This window comes from Dethiobacter alkaliphilus AHT 1, from assembly GCF_000174415.1.
In the GTDB taxonomy this organism is placed as follows: Bacteria; Bacillota; Dethiobacteria; order Dethiobacterales; family Dethiobacteraceae; genus Dethiobacter; species Dethiobacter alkaliphilus.
Window position 1 is genome coordinate 40,617 of the sequence record NZ_ACJM01000012.1, and the last position, 18,663, is coordinate 59,279.

Consider the following 18,663-nt stretch of genomic DNA (forward strand, 5'->3'; position numbering starts at 1 on the left):
AGAGTATAGGTAAGAAATTATGAGGGGGACCGGCATTGCAAACGGGGAGATATATTCTAATACTTATGGTGGTACTGTTGGGCTTTTCATTACTCTTTTCCGGATGTGTGGAAGAGACTTTTTCCAGGGTGGAAGATCCTGTGGAGCAGGAGGAGGACACAGAGGAGCCTGAAGAAGAAGGGCTCACCGAAGAGGAAGAAAGGCAGCTTGCTGAAGAGGCCCGGGCAGAAGAACGGCGTCAGCGGGAAGAAGCGCTGAAGGAAGAACTGGGTCACTTTTTTGTGCCGCTGCCGGCAGATGAACCGGCAGATAATCCGCATGTGCAGGCCAAGGGAATCTATGTGACGGGAAACACGGCGGGCGGTACCGGCAGGTTCGCCGAACTTTTGGATTTGTTGGATAATACCGAGTTAAATACCATGGTTATAGATGTAAAAAATGATCACGGCCTGATGACCTACAACAGTGAAATAGAAATTGTCAAAGAAGTGGGGGCAAACCGTGCCACTCCCATTAGGGACATTTCCGCATTAATGGAAACACTAAATGAACATGATGTATATCCCATTGCCCGGGTAGTGGTATTTCGTGATCCCCACCTGCCGGAGAAACAGCCCGACTGGGCTATCCAGAAGAAAGACGGTAGCGGCGTATGGCGTGATCGGAGCGGCTACGGCTGGGTTAATCCATATGACAAAAATGTCTGGGATTACAACATTGCCATTGCCAAGGAAGCGGCGCTTCACGGCTTCCGAGAAATACAATTTGATTATGTACGTTTCCCCGAAAATGCCCGGCGAGTGGATGAGGAAGCAAATTTCCCCGGTTCAGAAGGAAAAGAAAGGGACGAAGCCATTGAAGCGTTCCTGGCTTATGCCCGTGAGGAGCTCGCAGAGTATAACGTGCATATCTCCGCCGACGTTTTCGGCGTTATCTCCACCTCCTGGGGTGATTCGGACCGAATCGGACAGAGTTGGGAAAGGATAGCGCCACTTACCGAAATCATCTCTCCCATGATTTATCCCAGTCACTACGGCCCCGGCTATTTTGGGTTTGCCGTTCCTGATGCCAACCCGGGAGGGACGGTAACCAGGGCGTTGGAAGATGCTCTGAAGCGTAATGCTCCACTGGAAAACCCCGGAATTATCCGCCCCTGGCTGCAAAGCTTTACCGCAACCTGGGTGCGGGGCCACATTCGTTACGGCGCCGAGCAGGTGCGGGAACAGATTGATGCTGCACTGGAATTGGGCATTGACGAATATTTGATCTGGAACGCCGCAAACCGTTACCATAAAGATGCCTTCCTTCCTGCCGACAAAGCGGCACAGAGAGAAGAGGCCAAAAAGTCAGAGCGCAGGGAAGCAGGGCATGATCAATTGGGTCGCACCGCAGAAGAAGCGCTAAAAGATTATCTGGAAGCCATGAGAAGAACCCGGTGGCGGGAAGCCTATGCCTGGCAATCCACCACCAATACCATGGATCATACAGAATTTAGGGAATGGATTGACAGCCACACTGCTTCCCTGGAGGATTATGAAATAACAAACCAATCCTCTGCCGGGGATAATGTTGAGTTTACCCTGTCAGCGGAACTTAAGTTTTCAGAAGGAAATCTTTCTCTGGAAAACAGTAAATTTCAAGTGCTGCAGGAAAACGGTGTCTGGAGAGTCCGCCCGGACAACGAATTTTTGGAGATACTGACAAAAGATAATGGAATAAATGATTGAGTCAAAGGCACGCCTCGGCGTGCCTTTCTTCTGTGATGAGGACTAAAAACTGCCTGTACTGAGGATCTTTGATTAATTTTTTACTTGACAGGTTAAAACTGCCCATGCTACAATTAGACTAGGCAGTCTAGACCGTGTGGTCTAAGAAATTGAGGAGAGGTGATTGAAGTGGTGAAGCAGGGTTTTTTGAACCTTTCGCAGCAGGAGCAAAAACAGGTCTTGGAAGCAGCTTTGGATGAGTTCTCCAAAAGAGATTTTAAGACTGCTTCACTAAACAGTATTATAGAACAAGCCGGCATTTCCAAAGGGAGCATGTATCATTATTTTCATAACAAAGAAGATCTTTATCTGTATCTGATGGAGATTATAATGGTAGAGAAAAGCAGGTTCCTGGCTGCGGCCCTGCAGGATTTAAAGCGCCCCGTTCAAGAGCTGAGCATGTTTGAAACCCTGACATTACAGTTAAATACGGCTGTGCAGTTTGCCCGGGAAAATCCTCGCTATCATCTGATTAATAAGCAGCTGCAGGATATGCCCGATGGTGCTCTGAAACAAAAAATCTGGGGGCGGTTCACCGTTGAGTTTGATAAGTATATGAATAGCATGATTACTAACGCCATCAAAAACGGAGAATTACGCAGTGATTTGGATCGTAAATTTATTACGCGGGTCCTGCGCTTTGTAATGTTAAACTTCACCGACTTCTATCCTGATTACAATGAATTACTACAGATGGACGAAGAAGAACTGCAGCAAGAAGTGGGTCAGATTATTGATTTTTTGCAAAACGGCCTGGCAGCGCCAGGAAATAAGGAGGAAAAACAATGAATTATTTTGAGGGCCTGAGCTTTGTTTTTGGTGCTGTGATGATACTTACCCGCCCGGCCATGCATCTTTTCCCTAAACACTGGAACAGTTTTGAACTAAATACTGCCTACACCGAAAAGCAGCCTAAATGGGTATGGGTGGTGGCTGTGTTGGGCTTGCTCTTGGTTGGCTTTACCTGGTACCAGCATTTTACAGCGGGTGTGCCAAATTCCCTGATAATCACCGTGTTTATCTCTTTAACGCTGATTAAGACTTCTCAGGTTCTTTTTAATTATCAGCAGTTTCGTAAGTTTGTTATTCATGCTCTGACGGTGGACCGGAGTGTATTAAATAAAATCAATATCGCCGTGCTGTTTATGGGAGTAGCCGTTATTTCTCTGGGGATTTTCGTTTATTAGGAGGTGACAGAGGTGAATTATTTTTCCGTACTTGGTTGGATTTTTGGCCTGGCGACAGGGCTGAAACCTGTTTACATGCATCTGCTTCCCTGGGATGAGAACAAATTTCTTGCCAAAACTTACAGTGCCAAACGCCCAACGTGGATTGTTCCGGTGGCGGTAGCGGGTCTGTTGCTGGTGGCTTTTACCTGGTACCAACATTTTACCGCGGGAGTTGACAACTCTATTATTCTAACCGTCCTGTTTTCCCTGACGGCCGTCAAAGGAATTGTACTATTGTTTGATTACAATCGCTTTCAGCAAGCGGTGGCCAAAATGCTCAGCAAGGACAAAGGACGTCACATTGTCTTGATTGACATCGGCACAGGAATTTTCGGGTTATCTATTATCCTGTTGACAGTTTTTCTATATTAACCTAAAGCAGCGGCTCAACTTGTTTGAGCCGCTGCTTCTTTTTCCGGGTCGGGTATGACCAGCACTTCAATTGGAAACATTATCTGTGATAACTTTACATAACCGGTCGCAGGATTTTGGTGAATAAGGTCGAAGTGAGTGTGTTGAGGTGACGAGATGAGCAAAGCAGAGGCTGTAGCCCAATTAAAACCAAATGCCGGGCGGGAACTGACCCGGGAAGTTGATGGACAAGTCTTTTTAAGATATCCGATTCGCACTCATTTTGTGGAAGTGGGAGAAGATTATTTTGAACTGGTTGAAAAGTATGTGCTGCCCTATTATCAGGACGGAGACATACTTTCTATAAGCGAGAAAATTATAACGCTGTGCCAGGGAAATGTATTGTACAAAAGTAGCGTAAAGATAGGCTTGTTGGCCAAAATTTTAGCTAAGTTTGTTATGAAAACACCGCGGGGTGAACGACCGGGTAATCTGCTTAAAATGCAGACAACCATTGACCTGTGCGGCCCGTGGAAAGTACTGTTTGCCGCCTTTTTATCGGCAATAGGTAAGCTGTTTGGCAAGCGCGGCATATTTTACAGCTATTTGGGCAATAACATCAATGCCATAGACGGTTTCAATGATGTGAGCTGGGAATATTATGGTGATAAAGGACTGCTGGGACCCATTGATCCTGATAAAGTCTGCCAGGACATTAGGGAAAAATACAACATAGACTGTATGATTGTAGATGCAAATAACATTGGTGTGGAAGTTATGGGCGTTAGCAATGATATCCCATACGACAAGCAGTTTCTGGCAGAGCTGATTATGGATAATCCGGCGGGACAGGGCACGGAACAGACTCCTTTTATTCTCATTCGCAAGCGTTAAGAAATTATTTATACCCTGTGTTGCAAACCATGTTATTATTTTACCGTAGAAGAATAAATTTGACAATTTTGCGAAAAATGTTAAAAGTTGTTAATGGGGTGCAGGAAATTAGAAAAGCTTGTCGTAATAGGTAAATTAAGTAAGATGCATATAAAAATGCTAAGGAGGTATGTTATGCTTGCCCTGATAGATCGTGAGCGAGAAAGGTTGCATAAGTTTGCATCTCAGTGGGGCTTCGGTGACCAAAGAACATTGCAACAAAGTGAACGGGTAGACCGCCTGATATATGTTTTTATGCGCCGGTCTGATTCTATAAAACAATAAAGTAGTCTTCCTTAGCGGAAACAATAAAAAGGCACGCCGGCGGGCGTGCCTTTATTTGTTTAATGAGCTCAGCAACTGCGGCACATCTTCCAGTCCGGGATGTTCTTCTTCCAGTTTCTGCAGCAGGGAACGGGCAGTTTCTTTCTGACCGTCCTGCAGATAGGCTTTGGCCAGAAAATAGCGGGAAGTCAGCAGGTGCTCGTCGTCACTCTCGTTTTTGCGCACTGCCGGTTCCAGAATCTGTATCGCTTCTTTGTTTTGACTCGATTTTAACAGGCACAAGGCCAACAGGTTTACAACCTGGGGCGTACGGCGAACTTCTGCGGGCAGTTTTTTCAGTTCTTTGACGGCCTCTGCAAATTGGCCCCTTTCCAGAAATTTACCGGCATACCAGATGCGCATATCATGGTCTTCCGGCATCCGGCGGAAATAGTCCTGATATGCATTTTTTGCTTTGGCAATTTCCTCCCTGAAAAAATATAAATCACCGATTACAGGATAGATAACGGTGGCATCCGGCTTGATTTCCAGCGCTTTATGGAAATTTTCCAGGGCTTCTGTGTAGTTTTTTTTGCGGTATTCCTGCCTGCCCTGGACGTAAAAGCGCCTTGCTCTACCCACCGGTGTATTGCGTTGTGTCTGAAAGAAAATAAACATAAGGGCAAGGGAAGCCACACCATACCAGAAATATACCAAAAACAGAAAAAAGCTGGTTACGGCCCAGAGCAGACCCGGTGCCAGACCCTGGGACAGTTCCCTGGGCCAGGGCAGCTCATAGGAAGCCGGTTCCCTGCTTTCCTGTTCCATCTCTTCGCTCACGTAAGCACCTCCTTAAAATACTCTGCTTGTAGTATAAACTATATTCTTTTTTCTGACAAACTTCACGTGTTTTTGTCATAGGTATCTACAGATAGATAATCTGGAGGGATGCCTTTGACGAAAACCATCTCACCTCCCGGACCCCGGGTAAGGGAAGGGGAATTGTGGACGGCAAAACAGAGACAGATGCATTCGCTGCATTATGTGATTTCATACCGGGCGTCATTTAAGCCGGAGCTGCCGGACTATTGCATCCGCAAATACAGCAAGGCCGGCGATGTTGTGGCCGATCCCTTTTGCGGAAGAGGGACCACCGCCTTGCAGGCCAATCTATTGGGCCGCTCTGCCTGGGTTAATGATGCCAACCCACTGGCTATCTGTATTACCCGGGCCAAATGCAGTCCGGTCAGTTTGCCGGAGATTGAGAGTTTTTTGGGGGACATAAACTGGCAAAAAAAAATTGATTTGCAGCCTGATTCAGATTTGCTGGCATTCTATCATCCAGATACTCTGCGTGAATTATATCTTTTAAAAGATGCGATAAGCAGGGAAGAAAGCGAAACATCACGCTTTGTTCAACTTTTGGCCCTCTCCCGGTTGCATGGCCATTCAACAGGCTTTTTTTCCGCTTACAGCATGCCCCAGCTCTCCGTTTTGCCCGAGGCCCAGCGGCGCATCAATCAAAAGCGGGGAGAAGAGCCGCCTTACCGGGCCGTGGCACCGCGCATTATAGCCAAAGCACGCCGTGCCCTAAAAGACAACTGCCTGCAGGCTATCCGGCAATCCGGCGCACAAAACCGCTATTTGCAAAGCGACGCCCGCAATTTATCTCCCTGGCCGGATAACAGTGTAGATTTGGTTGTCACATCCCCGCCGTTTTTAAATTGCGTAAACTATGTTCATGACAATTGGCTGGAGCATTGGTTCTTAAACATTGACCCCAGCATTTTAAAGGGGAGGATAACACAGACAGCCAGCATCAGGGTCTGGAAGAGCTTTGTGGCCCACGTGCTGCTGGAAATCGGCAGGATACTGCGGGTGGGGGGAATCTGCGTTTTTGAGGTGGGGGAGGTACTCTGTGGCGGGGAAAAAATCAATCTGGATGAGGCTGTAACCCAAATTATTGCAGAGAACCGCTGTGGATTGCAGTTAATGGAGGTGCTGATCCAAAAACAACAGTTTACCAAACTGGCTCATTGTTTTGCAGTCACCAATAATAAAAAGGGAACCAACACCCAGCGGTTGTTGGTCCTGGAGAAAAGCCTGTCACATGAAACGTGACAGGCTTAACTTTTGCAAACAGGAAAAAATATTTTAACCGAGGTGCCCCGGTCTTTTTTGCTGCAGACCTGCATATAGCCACCCTGATGCTGCACTATGCGGTTGGCCAGCGTCAGGGCTTGTCCCGGCGAATTTACTTTCATGGAAACGAAGGGTTTGAAGATACGGTCCAGGACATCGGCGTGAATTTCTGCGCCTGTATCGGCAATGTCAATCATCACCTCATCTGTATCCCGGCGAAAGGACGTGTAAACACTGAGCCGTCCTCCCTGCGGCATGGACTGAATGGCATTGCGCAGTACATTGAGCACCGCTTGCTTCATCAATTCGGAATCCAGCAGGCATAGGGGAATATTGTTGTCCAGATGGGCGATAAATTCAATATTGACCATGGTACCCACTTTTTCCATCAGTTGCAGCAAATCCTCCAGCAGGTTGTTGAGGGAGATAAACTGCAGGCCCTCCTCACCGGGATGGATAAAGGCCAGAAATTCGGTAATGGTCCGGTTAATCTGATTCATCTCCTCCATGGCAATTTCCAGGTATTCCTGAACTTCGGGAGGACATTGCTGTTTAGCCATCTGGATATACCCCTGGGCTGCGGTCAGAGGGTTTCTTATTTCATGGGCGGTGCCGGCGGCAATTTGGCTTACAATGGCCTGGATTTCCACATTGTTAACTTCTTTTTGGAACCGGCGCTCACAGGTTAGGTCTTTACGCAGCCAAATGGCACCGTCAACAGTACCATGCTGGCCTTTCACCAAGGCAACGCTGTGGCTAAAGATTCCTTCCTGACTTGTATACGGACAGTAGCTAAATTCCGCATCTTTAAGTTCTTTGCCCGTTTTTAATATTCTTAACAGGTAATATTCGTGGGAAGGCAGGTTGGGAAAGACCTTCTGCAGCGGCATGCCCAATACATCTTCAGCGTGCCTGTTAAATACCTGCTCTGCTTCACTGTTAAAAATAGTAATATAGCCGCTTGTATCCACAGCAACCACAGCCGCAGCTATGTTATCAAAAAGAAAGTGGGCATGGGAGCGCCAGAACATATAATCAACGGGAACGGTGAGTTTCTTTGCCGGATAGAGATGAGTCAGTGGCATAGCGCATTCCTCCCAGTCTGTAGTACAAGCATCTCCATTATACAATAGGCTTCGCAAAAATTTTGCTGCATGCTGTCGGTTAATACGGAAATTATAAAATTCCTGTAATAATACCCTTAGGTATAGTGGTTATTGGAATTAGAAGTTTAAATTGTTTTAATATTACAACTACTTTGTGAAATATTGCACAAATGCTGCGCAGGCCATATAATTGAAATTAGAAAGGTATGGTTTGCTGTCTAAATCAAAAAACGGAGTGAGAGTTATGCAGGTTAACAGGCAATTGGAAACGGGAATATTTAAGCAGGTGCAGCATGACGTATCAGAGCGCACTTTATATACAGAGCGCGGCACTATTAATCTGATGGGACCGGTTTCAGCTCATTCAATTAACCGTTTTATCATGTGTGAAGGGCTCACCAAGTTTCGCCAACCGCAGCAACAGCACCAGGCCCTCATGGATATTGCCAACCTGCCGGAAGGCCAGGTCTTTATTGCCTGCCATGAAAACACAATAGTAGGTTATATTACTTTCCACTATCCCGAATTCGAAAGGTGGGCCCAGTCCGGCATCCTATGTCTGCTGGAGTTGGGGGCAATTGAGGTTTCCTCCCAGTGGCGGGAAACGGGTATTGCCGGCGAACTGGTGAAAATCCCCTTTTATACCGACTATATGGAAGACAAAATTATTGTCAGCATGGAATGCTACTGGTTCTGGGACCTGCGGGGCTCCAATCTTACTCCCTGGGAGTACCGCAGAGTAATGGAGAATCTTTTGGACAGAAGCGGTTTTAAGACCACATTAACCGATGACCCGGATATCTGCAGCCACCCGGCAAACCTCTTATCAGTGCGAATCGGCAGCCGGGTGCCCCAGGAGACGTGTTTGAAATTCCAGAATGTTTGTTACCGTGGTAAATGGATGCTGTAAGAAACGCACCTCCAAACAGGAGGTGCGTTTTGCAGTCTACCATGTTTTCCCTGTAAGGGTGATTTTCGTATTCACCTCAAGATCAATGGGTACCGAAGGAAACATTTCTTCCCAGTTAATTTGGTCATAGAATTGTCTGTTATGTCTTCTTAAAGCACGGCCAAAGCCCAGATAATCGATGCCAAAATCTTGTTGTGACTTAACAATGGCCTTTTGCGCATTCTCGACAACCATACTGCTTAATGCCTTTTCCAGTTTGGCAATATTGTTAGGTTCCAACAGATCAAGCTGCCGTCCTTGCTGCTGCCGGACGATTCCCTCTGTTTCAATCTTAACGGTAAAACGCACCTGCTCTTGCTCCACATGGGGGATAATGTTAATTCTGCTGCGCCTCATGGAATAAGTATAGGTGCCGTCCTCCAATTCGACCTTTTCGCTGGTGCGCTGCACGCCTCCCAGAATCCAGTTGGCATCGTGGACTTCTTTGCTGCTTAGCCACCCGGCCAGTTTATAGTCATTAAACACTGCGCCTCCATGCAGGATAGCTATGTTGCCATCCTCTGTGGTAATCACTCTGGGCAATAACCCGCGGCCTCCCGTTACTCTCAGTTCCTGCAGAACTTTAAAAAACGGGTTTCTGTGCGTCAAAGGCAAATAGCCTGCTTGTTGCGTCAATTCGATTAACTCTTCCGAGATAAATTCTTCAAAAAGGGGCTCTGTTTTTAACAGTTCCATGGCCTGTCCGTCCTGGACCGTCAAAATTTTAATGCGCATTTGTACTTCCGGATGTCTTTCAAAATAATCAATGATTTCCCGTAAGTTAATTTCTTTTGCTGCCTCTTCACCAATGACCAGCACTCTGAGGTGGGAAAGGGTGATGATCCGCGATAGCCTTGCCTGGAGCCACTCCAAAGCCTTTTCAAAATTTTCCGCCTCCACCGTTTGTATAATACTGGGTGAGTCCTGGATTCGTGCCTGCAGCATGCCGGGCCGATAAACTTCCACTGTAAGCAGATACCGCAGATCCTCTCCGCTGCCCACTGTATCTAAGCCGATGGCAGTTACAAAAGCTCTGTCTTCAATCTGTACCGTGCCGCACCCGCCGGGGATCAATAATAAAGTCAGCAGTACAACAAGCAGTAATCTATTCAATCTCATGGCCCTCCTTTTTGCGGATAATGGCCAAAATTAAAGTCAGAGAGGGTATAAGCAGGACGAACACAATGGTAAGCAGAGCAAAGGCATCAAAGTACTGCATTTTTGCCGGGTAGTTGGGAAAAAGCAGGCTGGACGCAACAATTAAACCGGCACAGAGAAAGACTGTTAACTTCCTGTAGGGAATATGTAAAAGCTGAATAATACCAAAAGATAAGAGATAGAGAAAGACACAAAGAGTTGTAAATATGGCCACAATCCAGGGCAGCGTTAAAAACAGCTCAAATCTTTCCACCGGAAAGCCGGGAAACGCTATGGCAGACATGGCATTAATGCCGGGCCAGATGGCCACTTCTATGTGGTCAACACCCAAAACTCCAATAACGCTAATGGTTTGCGCAACTGCCAATGCTGTCAGCACACCCACAGCCAACAAAGCTGGCTTTAATGCCTGCTGTGGTTTTTTTATAAAAGGGCTGGTAAAAAGAAGGAGCTCCAGCCCCTGCCAGAACCCGGCAAAAAGAACGGCACCTTTTAACACTGGCAGTACGCCGTTGCCCAGCACCGGTTGAAGATTTTCCAGCCTGATATTTACAACCTGCAGTGCTGCCACCATAATCAACGGCAGCAGCAAAAACGGAGCCATCATTTGCAGCAGTCGGACAACGGCGGGAAACCCGTAAATAACTACCCATACGGCCCCCAGGGTGAAGAGGGTTACTGAAACAGCAGGATGAGCTTCCCTGACAAAAAAAGTCTCATTTACCACATTAAAATCCTTTAGTAAAAAGGACAAGAATATAAACCAATAGGCCAGATAGCCCAGGATAATCACATAGCTTAGCGGCTTTCCCCATACTTTACCGCCGAATTCAAAAAAATTTTCCCGGGGAAATCTGGCGGTCAGTTTGACCAGAATAAATGTGTTAAAGGCGATAAAAACCGAACCCAGCAGCATAGCTATCCAGGCATCCTGACCGGCAACCCGTGCCGTTGCTTTGGGAATGACAAAAATTTCGAACTCAATGATGCTAACAATCAGCACAATCAGCAATATCCTGACATCTAAGCGGTCTGTTACGGAATCTTTGATGCTCATATATCTGCCCTCTAACTTTCCTCGTTATCATTGGGTAAACGAGGTTTATAGGTTTCATCCTGCGGCATAACCTCACTGCTACTTCTGGCCAACGTATGCCCCCAGCCACTGGCCTCGAAAGGTGCCAGGGGAGTCATGTAGGGTATGCCAAAGGACTTTAATGTCACAAGGTGGGCGCTAAGATAGAAGAAAGCCAGGGCATATCCAAAAATACCTAAGAAAGTTGCCATAATCATGGTAATAAACTGAATAATCCGCACAGATGTGCGCAAATCAAAATCAGGTATACCAAAAGAGCAGATGATGGTCAGGGTTACCACCATTAAAACCACAGGAGTGACAATATTGGCATATAATCCGGCAATTATCAGCGCCAGTCCGGAAAACAAGGCGATACTTGCTCCCAATGGGGTTGGAATACGAATCATCATCAGGCGCACCGCTTCCACAATCCCCATCATAATAAAGGCTTCCAGATAGATGGGAAAAGGAGCGCCGCCCCTGGCTCTGGCAATAATGAATGCGATCTTGGTAGGCAGAAATTCGGGGTTAAAAGTGGCCAAAGCTATGTAAAAGGCAGGCAGGCTGGCGGCCAGGATAAACATAATATAGCGCGCCGCCCGAAAAAAGCTGGCGGCCACAAACCAACGGGTGTGCACATCTTCGGGGGTATCCATTAAATCAAAGAAGGTGGTGGGGGCAAGCAGTGCTTCGCTGCTTCCGTCTGTCAGTATGGCCACCCTGCCCTGCAATAAGCCGGACTCCACCACATCGGGCCTGGGGGTTGTTTCAACCTGAGGAAAAGGGCTCAGGTTGGAGTTTTCAATGTTTCGTTCAATATAGCTGCTGCCAATTACCGATTCAGTGCGTATGGCACGCAGCCTGTCTTTTACCTCCCCCACAATACCCGGATGAGCCACGTCTTTTAAGTAAGCAATAACAACTTTTCGCCTGGATCTGGAACCCACCAAGAGCTGTTCAAAAACCAGGCTGTCATCCTGCAGCAGTTGACGAAGGGTCTGTATGTTAACTTCAATGCTGTCGGCAAAACGTTTTTTTGGCCCCCGCAGGGGAAACTGGTTGTCCCGCGGCAGCACATCCACAAAGGAAACCTCAGGATCGGGTTCATTTTCCCCAATCACCTCAGGTTCCTCTGCCGGTTTGTATTCTTCCCGTTTTGTCTGCTGGCGTTTAAGCCAGCTGAATCTTTTAAACATAGCTGTCGCCCTCAATAGATAATGTTGTGCCGGAAATAATAACGCTTCACTGTTTGCGAAGCTGCTAAGGAAACGGAATGCGTGTCTTTCTTATGGTAGATTTAGCAAGATGGCAATTTAATATTACTCTTTTTACAATTTAACTAAAATTTTACTCAATCTTGCCAAAACGGCTCAGGTGTGACTCCACCGCAATGGATACGGGGATATGGGGAAAGATTTTATCCCAGTCAAGTCTCTGGTGTGCCTGGGGATGGTGCCGGCGCAGAATGGACTGAAAGCCCAGATAGTCAGTGCCAAAGTCTTGCTGCGCTTTATCTACGGCAGAGCGAACCTGGCCTTCGATGGTTTGGGCCAGGGCGCTTTCTACTCCACTGACATTTGCAGGATCGGACATATCAACATGATGGCCCAGTTGCTGGCGCAGAATGCCGTCTGTTTCAATGCTGATGTGAAACCGCACCTTATCATCTTCTATTTCAGGGATAATTTTGGTTCGGATATCTTTTGTCAGATAACTATATTCTTCCCCCTGAAAACTTGCCGTGACCGGTACCTGCACATCTTCCATGAGCCAGTTTATAGCTTGGGTTTCTTCACTGCTTAGCCAGCCCACCAATTTATAATTATCAAAAACAGCACTGCCGTGGCGGATAATAAATTCTCCTTCATCTGATTTCATTACCCGGGGCAGCAGGCCGCGCCCCCCGGTTCTTCTTAAATCAGCCACAAAGTCAAAAAAAGGATTTCGCCTGGCTAAAGACACATAGGGCCACATCTCCGCCATGGCCACCAACTCCTGTGAGATATACTCCCGATAAAGTGGCTCGGTTTTTAAAATATCAAGGGCACGCTTGTCCTGGGCCGCCATCAGGCGGGCCCGCATCTGTATTTCCGGATGACGGTGAAAGTAGTCGGTAACCTCTCTGAAATCAAACTCCTTTGCCGCCTCTTCACCCACTATAACCAAGGTTAAGTGGGCAAGGGAAATTCTTGTGGCTAAACGGGACTGCAATTGCTCCAGGGCCATTTCAAAGTTGTCTGTAGCCACGCTGAGTATAATCACCGGGGGTTGCTGTGTATTAGACTGCATTGTGCCCGGCCTAAATACTTCTATTGTTACCAGGTATCTGCCGGTAGAGCCCTCATCTGCCAGGTCAAGGCCAATGGCTGTAACAAACGCCCTGTTTTCAATTTGTACCGCACCGCAGCCGGCGAGAAAGAAAACAATAAGAGCTGTGGCAAGTACTTTTCTTATCAATTTTCAGTACCCTCCTTTTTGCGGATAACGGCTAATATTAAGGTAAGAACGGGAATAACAGCAATAAAGAGCAGCGTTACTATGTTTAGAAGCTCTCTGGCTTGCAAAGTCCAGGCATAATTGGGAAACAGGAGGGTGCCGCCCACAATTACTGCGGCAAGCAGGTAGATGACAACTGTTCTGTGCTGAATGTTAAACGTTTGCACTATCCCATAGGAGAGAAGGTAGAGAAACACGCAGAGTGTACTGAATATGCCGACAAGCCAGGGGAGAGTCAGAAATAACTCATACCTTTCCACCGGAAATCCGGGAAAATGAATAACGGACATGGTGTCAATGCCGGGCCACACCGAGACCTCGATATTGTCCACTCCCAGGATACCAATGGCGTTGACCGACTGTATTAAGGCAATGAAAATAATCAGGTTAACTCCCAACAGTGCTGGTTTTAAAGCTTTCTGTGGGTTTTTTATAAAAGGGCCGGCAAAAAGAATTATTTCCAAACCTTGCAGAAAGCCGGCAACCAAAATTGCTCCCTTTAGGACAGGCCAGATACCGCCTGCCAGCATGGGCTGGAACTGTTCCAATTGGATATGTGGCAAGGCAAGCCCCCCTATAAACAACAGGGGCAGAATAATAAAGGGCAGCAGAATCTGCAATAGCCTGACCAGTGCGGGAAAACCATAAGACACAGCCCAGGCCGCGCCGATAACCAGTAAGATAACGGAGATAATGGGTTGTGCTTCCCTGACAAAGAAGGTTTGGTTGGCTACGCTAAAGTCTTCCAGCAATGTTATGAGAAAAACGAGCCAATATAAGAGAAAACCCACTATCATTACCAGGCCCAACGGCTTGCCCCAGACTTTGGGGCTGAAATGAAAAATATTTTCGCCGGGGAACCTGGACATTAGCTTTACTAACAAAAAGGTATTTACCGAAACAATAACCGCCCCAATAATCAGGGACAGCCAGGCGTCCTGACCGGCTATCTCCACCACACCCCTGGAAAAAGTAAAAACTTCAAATTCCAGAATGCTCACAATCAGTACCGCAATCAGGATGCGTGGCTCTAACTTGTCATTAACTGAATCGGAAATGGAATAAGCCAATTATTAATCCTCCTGCTCTGCAGTGCGGGGTTTATATGTCTCATCCTGGGGCATCTTTTCGCTGCCTTTCCGGGCTATAGTATGTCCCCAGGCGCTGGCCTCCAATGGTGCCAGCGGAGTCATGTACGGGATACCAAACGATTTTAATGATGCCAGGTGAACGCTAAGATAAAAAAAGGCTACAGCAAAGCCAAAAATACCCAGGGCCGTGGCCATAATCATGGTGAAGAACTGGATAATGCGCAGAGTGGAGCGCAAATCGTAATTGGGAATACCAAAAGAGCAGATAATGGCCAATGTCACCACCATTAAGACGATGGGGGTAACCACATTGGAGAGAAGGCCGGCAATAACCAAGGCCAGGCCGCTAAAAAGCGCAATGTTTCCGCCAATGGGAGTGGGAATGCGAATTAACATCATCCGCACCGCCTCCACAACGCCCATCATTATAAATGTTTCCAGATAAACGGGAAAAGGGGCGGCGCCCCGGGCCCGGGCGATGATGAAAGTAATACCTGCCGGAATAAACTCCGGGTTGAACGTGGTTACTGCGATATAAAAAGCGGGTAGCGAGGCAGCCAGGATAAACATGATGTAGCGGGCCACACGAAAAAAAGTGGCGGCAATAAACCAGCGGGAATTGGCATCCTCCGGTGTATCCATCAGGTCAAACAATGTTGTGGGCGCCAAAAGTATTTCCGGATTTCCGTCAGAGATTATGGCCACCCTGCCCTGTAACAGTGCAGACATTACCACATCGGGCCTTGTAGTGTTTTCAATTTGGGGAAAGGGGCTGATATTTGAGTTCTCAATATCCCTTTCCAGATAGCTGGTGTCAATAACGGCTTCTGTCCGTATTGAGCGCAGTCTTTCTTTTACTTCTGACACAATGCCGGGGTGTGCCACATCCTTAAGATACGCAATTACAACCCGGTTTCTGGTGCGGGAACCTATTAAAAACTGTTCAAAAGTCAGATTGGAGTCGGAAAAACGCTCCCGTAATAATTGCAGATTATAAACAATGTTTTCCGAAAAACGTTTCTTCGGGCCACGCAGGGGATACTGGGTATCACGCGGCGCCATATCTACAAGGGATATTTTTATCTCCTCATCGTCGATGGCCACCTCATCTGTTGCTTGCTCCTGTTCAGGTAGCCGGGGTGCAGCAGCGTTCTGTTGTATTTTCTTTTTCCGTTTTAAGAATCTGAACATATTTTGCCCCGTCCTCACAATTTTTCTGTGTATAGCGTAAGCAGTTTCTGTCAATTTATTCTTAAAGAGGGGTCGTTGCGTATTATATGAGCATAGGTTTTGTATATTATAGAAGTGAAGTTTGCTGACAGCAGGAGGTATTTATGGAACGTCAGGTTGTGGAAAAAGATTTTGTGGCCCGGACAATGCATATCCTGGAAAACTATGATGGGCCCTATGGGGTAACGCTTTTGATTAACTGTTTACTGGGCCTGATTGTGCTGCCCCGGGAGCGGGGTTTTAATCGAGTCTGTCACCAGGAGGGAATAGGGTTTTCCGATTTGGGAATTGACCCTCAGGAAATATGTTGGGGGAGAATAGCTGAGCAGGAGCAAACCGCATCCCGTTTCCTGCAGTGTATGCGCAATTCTGTGGCCCATATAAAAATAGAAAGTATCAGTGAACAGGGAGAAATTGAGTCTTTACGCTTTAAAGACCAATCGGGTTTTGAGGTGGTAATGAAGATAGAAAAGGTCAAAGAGCTGGCCACTAAATTAGCCCAATATGTTCAATGATTACTTCTGTGAAAAAAAATTTATTTCCCATAGGACAATTTTTTTAAATTTTCAGACAGGAGTTTTGTAAAAAACGGAGAAATTAGTAATATAATTTAACATTAGGAATATTTCTAATAATCAAGGAACTATTTCTCCGCAGCTACTGCCGCAATAAATAGTCTACCAGCCACTTTACTTTTAGGAGGGTAAAACTATGGAAAAAGTCTGGCCCAAGGAGTATACGCAGTCTATCAACTCGGTTTTTCAGGCGCAGGTAAAAAAGCTTGGCGACAAGGACATGATTCTGGAAAAGAAGGATGGTGCCTACACGCCCAAGTCGTGGAATGAAGTGGCTGCAGAGGTTAAAGATCTGTCTTTGGGGCTTGTTTCTCTGGGGGTGCAGCCCAAGGATCGGGTCGCTCTGATGATGACTACGCAGGGCAACTGGTTGATTTCCGATTTGGCCATTTTGTCGGCGGCTGCCATTAATGTTCCCGTTTATCCCACCAACAGGGGACAGCAAATTGCCCATATTCTAAACGACTCCGAAGCGGGAGTAATTATCGTGGGTAGTGTTGACCTGCTGCGGGAAATTTGGCAGGTTTGGGATACAATCCCCAAGCTTAAAACAATTATTATCCCCACCGGCAGCAAGAGTGAACATGCCCTGTCCGACATCACAGGCAATCTGGGAGATGAGCGTCAGGTCCTGGAGTTTGCGGAAGTGCAGGAAATGGGGCGGGAGTTTGCCCGGGAAAACCCCGATGTATACCAAGAGCGGTGGCAGAGTGTGGAAAAAGATGATCTGGCCTCGGTGCTCTATACCTCCGGTACCACCGGTAATCCCAAAGGCGTTATGCTGACCCATGATAATTTCCTCTCTAATGTACGCAACGCTTTGGAGCGGGTAGAAGTCCATGACTGGTTTGTTACCCTTTCGTTTTTGCCTTTAAGCCATGTGCTGGAAAGAACCGCCGGATATTATATGCCCATGCTGGTGGGCTGTACCATTGCATATGCCGAAAGCATTGATACGCTGGCCGATAACATGCAGGAAGTTCGTCCCCATTTCTTCGTCTCTGTACCAAGGGTGTACGAGAAAGTTTATGCGGGGATTATGGATAAAGTAAATGCGGGCAGCCCGATAAAGAAGAGAATCTTTTTCTGGGCCAAAGGAGTTGCCCGGCAGAATGCACAACTGTTTGTTGAGGGGAAAGAGCCGTCCGGTTTCTTTGGTTTTAAGTTTTCTCTGGCCGATAAACTGGTGTTTAGTACTATCAGGGAGCGCATCGGCGGGCGGCTTGAGTATTGTATCTCCGGCGGCGCGCCGCTGGGCCGGGAACTGGCAGAATTCTTCAATGGCATGAATATCAGGATTCTGGAGGGCTATGGCCTGACGGAGACTTCACCCATTATCACCTTCAATTGCCTGAAAAATATGCGTTATGGTTCGGTGGGCCAGGTTATTGCCCAAGGTGAAGTGCGCATTGATGAAGACGGCGAGATCTTAAGTAAGGGTCCGCAAAACTGCCCCGGCTATTATAATAACCCGGAAGCCACAGAGGAGCTTTTGGCCGGCGATTGGCTTAAAACCGGAGATATCGGATACCTGGATAAAGACGGATTCCTCTTTATTACCGACCGCAAAAAGGATATTATCGTTACCTCCGGCGGTAAAAATGTGGCACCGCAGCCTCTGGAAGGGCTGATGACCAGTGACCGTTATATTCAGCAGGCGGTAATTCAGGGTGATAAGAAAAATTACCTGGTGGCTATACTGGTCCCCAATTTTGAGCAGCTGGAAGGTTATGCAAAGGAGAAGGGTTTACAATACGGAAGCCGCAGCGAGCTGCTCAAGTTGCCGGAAGTGCGCAAGCTTTATGCCAAACGTGTGGCCAAGGCGCTGCAGAATGAACCCCGCTTTGCCCAGGTTAAACGTATCTACCTGATGGAAAATGAGTTTACACTGGAAGCCAAAGAGCTGACACCTACCCTTAAAATAAAGCGCCGCTTCGTCTTTGAAAAATACAAGGATATCTTCGAAGCGCTGTATGCCGGCACAGATGATGCCATTGAAGTAGAATACAAGCCGGAAATCGCCCCGGTACAAAGCACCAACGCATCAAAAAGCACCGGTGCCTAAACCAGCGTCAAAACCAACGTCAAAACGCAGCCTGAAAACAGGCTGCGTTTTTTTACAAATTAGGGACGGACCTTTTTTCGCATTCACCATGCAACTTTTTGCATGGTGAGGTTGCTTCTCCTCGCCGGCACCCTGTCTCAACGGCGTGAGACAAAATCACCTGCCTGTCCTCGCAGAGGGTCCCCTTTGTCTCATGTTTGGTGTGGACAGATAAACCTGTCCCTCTGTCC

General features: G+C 47.1%; 18 protein-coding genes. 10 read left to right on the forward strand and 8 right to left on the reverse strand.

The annotated features are described in order from the left end of the window. Nucleotides 1-35: 35 nt before the first annotated feature. The 6 genes from DEALDRAFT_RS16530 to DEALDRAFT_RS17015 all read left to right on the forward strand — a co-directional run bounded on the left by DEALDRAFT_RS16530 (nt 36) and on the right by DEALDRAFT_RS17015 (nt 4,564). Nucleotides 36-1,727, forward strand: a complete 1,692-nt coding sequence (locus DEALDRAFT_RS16530) for a putative glycoside hydrolase (RefSeq protein WP_008517534.1) — start codon at nt 36-38, stop codon at nt 1,725-1,727. 171 nt (nt 1,728-1,898) lie between these two features. Beyond that, on the forward strand, nt 1,899-2,555 hold the full coding sequence (locus DEALDRAFT_RS16150; protein WP_161598029.1) for a TetR/AcrR family transcriptional regulator: 657 nt from the start codon (nt 1,899-1,901) through the stop codon (nt 2,553-2,555). Next, on the forward strand, nt 2,552-2,953 hold the full coding sequence (locus tag DEALDRAFT_RS11285; protein ID WP_008517538.1) for a hypothetical protein: 402 nt from the start codon (nt 2,552-2,554) through the stop codon (nt 2,951-2,953). The genes DEALDRAFT_RS16150 and DEALDRAFT_RS11285 overlap by 4 nt, the downstream gene beginning before the upstream one ends. 12 nt (nt 2,954-2,965) lie before the next feature. After that, nucleotides 2,966-3,367 carry a hypothetical protein gene (locus tag DEALDRAFT_RS11290; RefSeq protein WP_008517539.1) on the forward strand — a complete coding sequence of 134 codons (402 nt, stop codon included), beginning with the start codon at nt 2,966-2,968 and terminating at the stop codon, nt 3,365-3,367. 156 nt (nt 3,368-3,523) lie between these two features. Beyond that, nucleotides 3,524-4,240, forward strand: a complete 717-nt coding sequence (locus DEALDRAFT_RS11295) for a coenzyme F420-0:L-glutamate ligase (RefSeq protein WP_008517541.1) — start codon at nt 3,524-3,526, stop codon at nt 4,238-4,240. 174 nt (nt 4,241-4,414) lie between these two features. Next, the gene (locus tag DEALDRAFT_RS17015) at nt 4,415-4,564 is read left to right on the forward strand and encodes a Spo0E family sporulation regulatory protein-aspartic acid phosphatase (protein ID WP_008517542.1); all 150 of its coding nucleotides are present in this window, start codon (nt 4,415-4,417) and stop codon (nt 4,562-4,564) included. Between the two features lie 51 nt (nt 4,565-4,615). On the opposite strand, the gene DEALDRAFT_RS11300 is transcribed toward DEALDRAFT_RS17015, so the two are convergent. Further along, a complete protein-coding gene (locus tag DEALDRAFT_RS11300; RefSeq protein WP_008517544.1) occupies nt 4,616-5,383 on the reverse strand; it encodes a tetratricopeptide repeat protein in 768 nt (255 codons plus the stop codon). Nucleotides 5,384-5,497: 114 nt separating this feature from the next. On the opposite strand from DEALDRAFT_RS11300, the gene DEALDRAFT_RS11305 reads away from it, so the two are divergent. Next, nucleotides 5,498-6,664: a DNA methyltransferase gene (locus DEALDRAFT_RS11305; protein WP_008517545.1), complete on the forward strand. Its 1,167-nt coding sequence runs from the start codon at nt 5,498-5,500 to the stop codon at nt 6,662-6,664. A gap of 5 nt (nt 6,665-6,669) precedes the next feature. Here the strand turns inward: DEALDRAFT_RS11305 and DEALDRAFT_RS11310 are convergent, their stop codons facing one another. Then, the gene (locus DEALDRAFT_RS11310; protein WP_008517548.1) at nt 6,670-7,770 is read right to left on the reverse strand and encodes an ATP-binding protein; all 1,101 of its coding nucleotides are present in this window, start codon (nt 7,768-7,770) and stop codon (nt 6,670-6,672) included. 265 nt (nt 7,771-8,035) lie between these two features. Between DEALDRAFT_RS11310 and DEALDRAFT_RS11315 the strand changes: the two genes are divergently transcribed. After that, nucleotides 8,036-8,701, forward strand: a complete 666-nt coding sequence (locus DEALDRAFT_RS11315; protein WP_008517550.1) for a GNAT family N-acetyltransferase — start codon at nt 8,036-8,038, stop codon at nt 8,699-8,701. Nucleotides 8,702-8,737: 36 nt separating this feature from the next. Here the strand turns inward: DEALDRAFT_RS11315 and DEALDRAFT_RS11320 are convergent, their stop codons facing one another. From DEALDRAFT_RS11320 to DEALDRAFT_RS11345, 6 genes are all read right to left on the reverse strand, one after another. After that, nucleotides 8,738-9,853, reverse strand: a complete 1,116-nt coding sequence (locus DEALDRAFT_RS11320; protein WP_008517551.1) for a Ger(x)C family spore germination protein — start codon at nt 9,851-9,853, stop codon at nt 8,738-8,740. Then, on the reverse strand, nt 9,846-10,955 hold the full coding sequence (locus DEALDRAFT_RS11325) for a GerAB/ArcD/ProY family transporter (protein WP_008517553.1): 1,110 nt from the start codon (nt 10,953-10,955) through the stop codon (nt 9,846-9,848). The genes DEALDRAFT_RS11320 and DEALDRAFT_RS11325 overlap by 8 nt, the downstream gene beginning before the upstream one ends. Nucleotides 10,956-10,966: 11 nt before the next feature. Beyond that, nucleotides 10,967-12,172: a spore germination protein gene (locus tag DEALDRAFT_RS11330; RefSeq protein WP_008517555.1), complete on the reverse strand. Its 1,206-nt coding sequence runs from the start codon at nt 12,170-12,172 to the stop codon at nt 10,967-10,969. A gap of 151 nt (nt 12,173-12,323) precedes the next feature. Then, a complete protein-coding gene (locus DEALDRAFT_RS11335; RefSeq protein ID WP_008517556.1) occupies nt 12,324-13,433 on the reverse strand; it encodes a Ger(x)C family spore germination protein in 1,110 nt (369 codons plus the stop codon). After that, on the reverse strand, nt 13,430-14,542 hold the full coding sequence (locus tag DEALDRAFT_RS11340) for a GerAB/ArcD/ProY family transporter (RefSeq protein WP_008517558.1): 1,113 nt from the start codon (nt 14,540-14,542) through the stop codon (nt 13,430-13,432). Before DEALDRAFT_RS11340 ends, DEALDRAFT_RS11335 begins: the two co-directional genes overlap by 4 nt. A 3-nt stretch (nt 14,543-14,545) precedes the next feature. Continuing rightward, nucleotides 14,546-15,754 (reverse strand): spore germination protein, encoded by a 1,209-nt coding sequence (locus tag DEALDRAFT_RS11345; protein WP_008517560.1) that lies wholly within the window; start codon nt 15,752-15,754, stop codon nt 14,546-14,548. 143 nt (nt 15,755-15,897) lie between these two features. On the opposite strand from DEALDRAFT_RS11345, the gene DEALDRAFT_RS11350 reads away from it, so the two are divergent. After that, a complete protein-coding gene (locus DEALDRAFT_RS11350) occupies nt 15,898-16,308 on the forward strand; it encodes a HEPN family nuclease (protein WP_008517561.1) in 411 nt (136 codons plus the stop codon). Nucleotides 16,309-16,504: 196 nt separating this feature from the next. Continuing rightward, complete coding sequence (locus DEALDRAFT_RS11355) at nt 16,505-18,433, forward strand: AMP-dependent synthetase/ligase (protein WP_008517563.1); 1,929 nt, start codon at nt 16,505-16,507, stop codon at nt 18,431-18,433. Nucleotides 18,434-18,663: the final 230 nt, after the last annotated feature.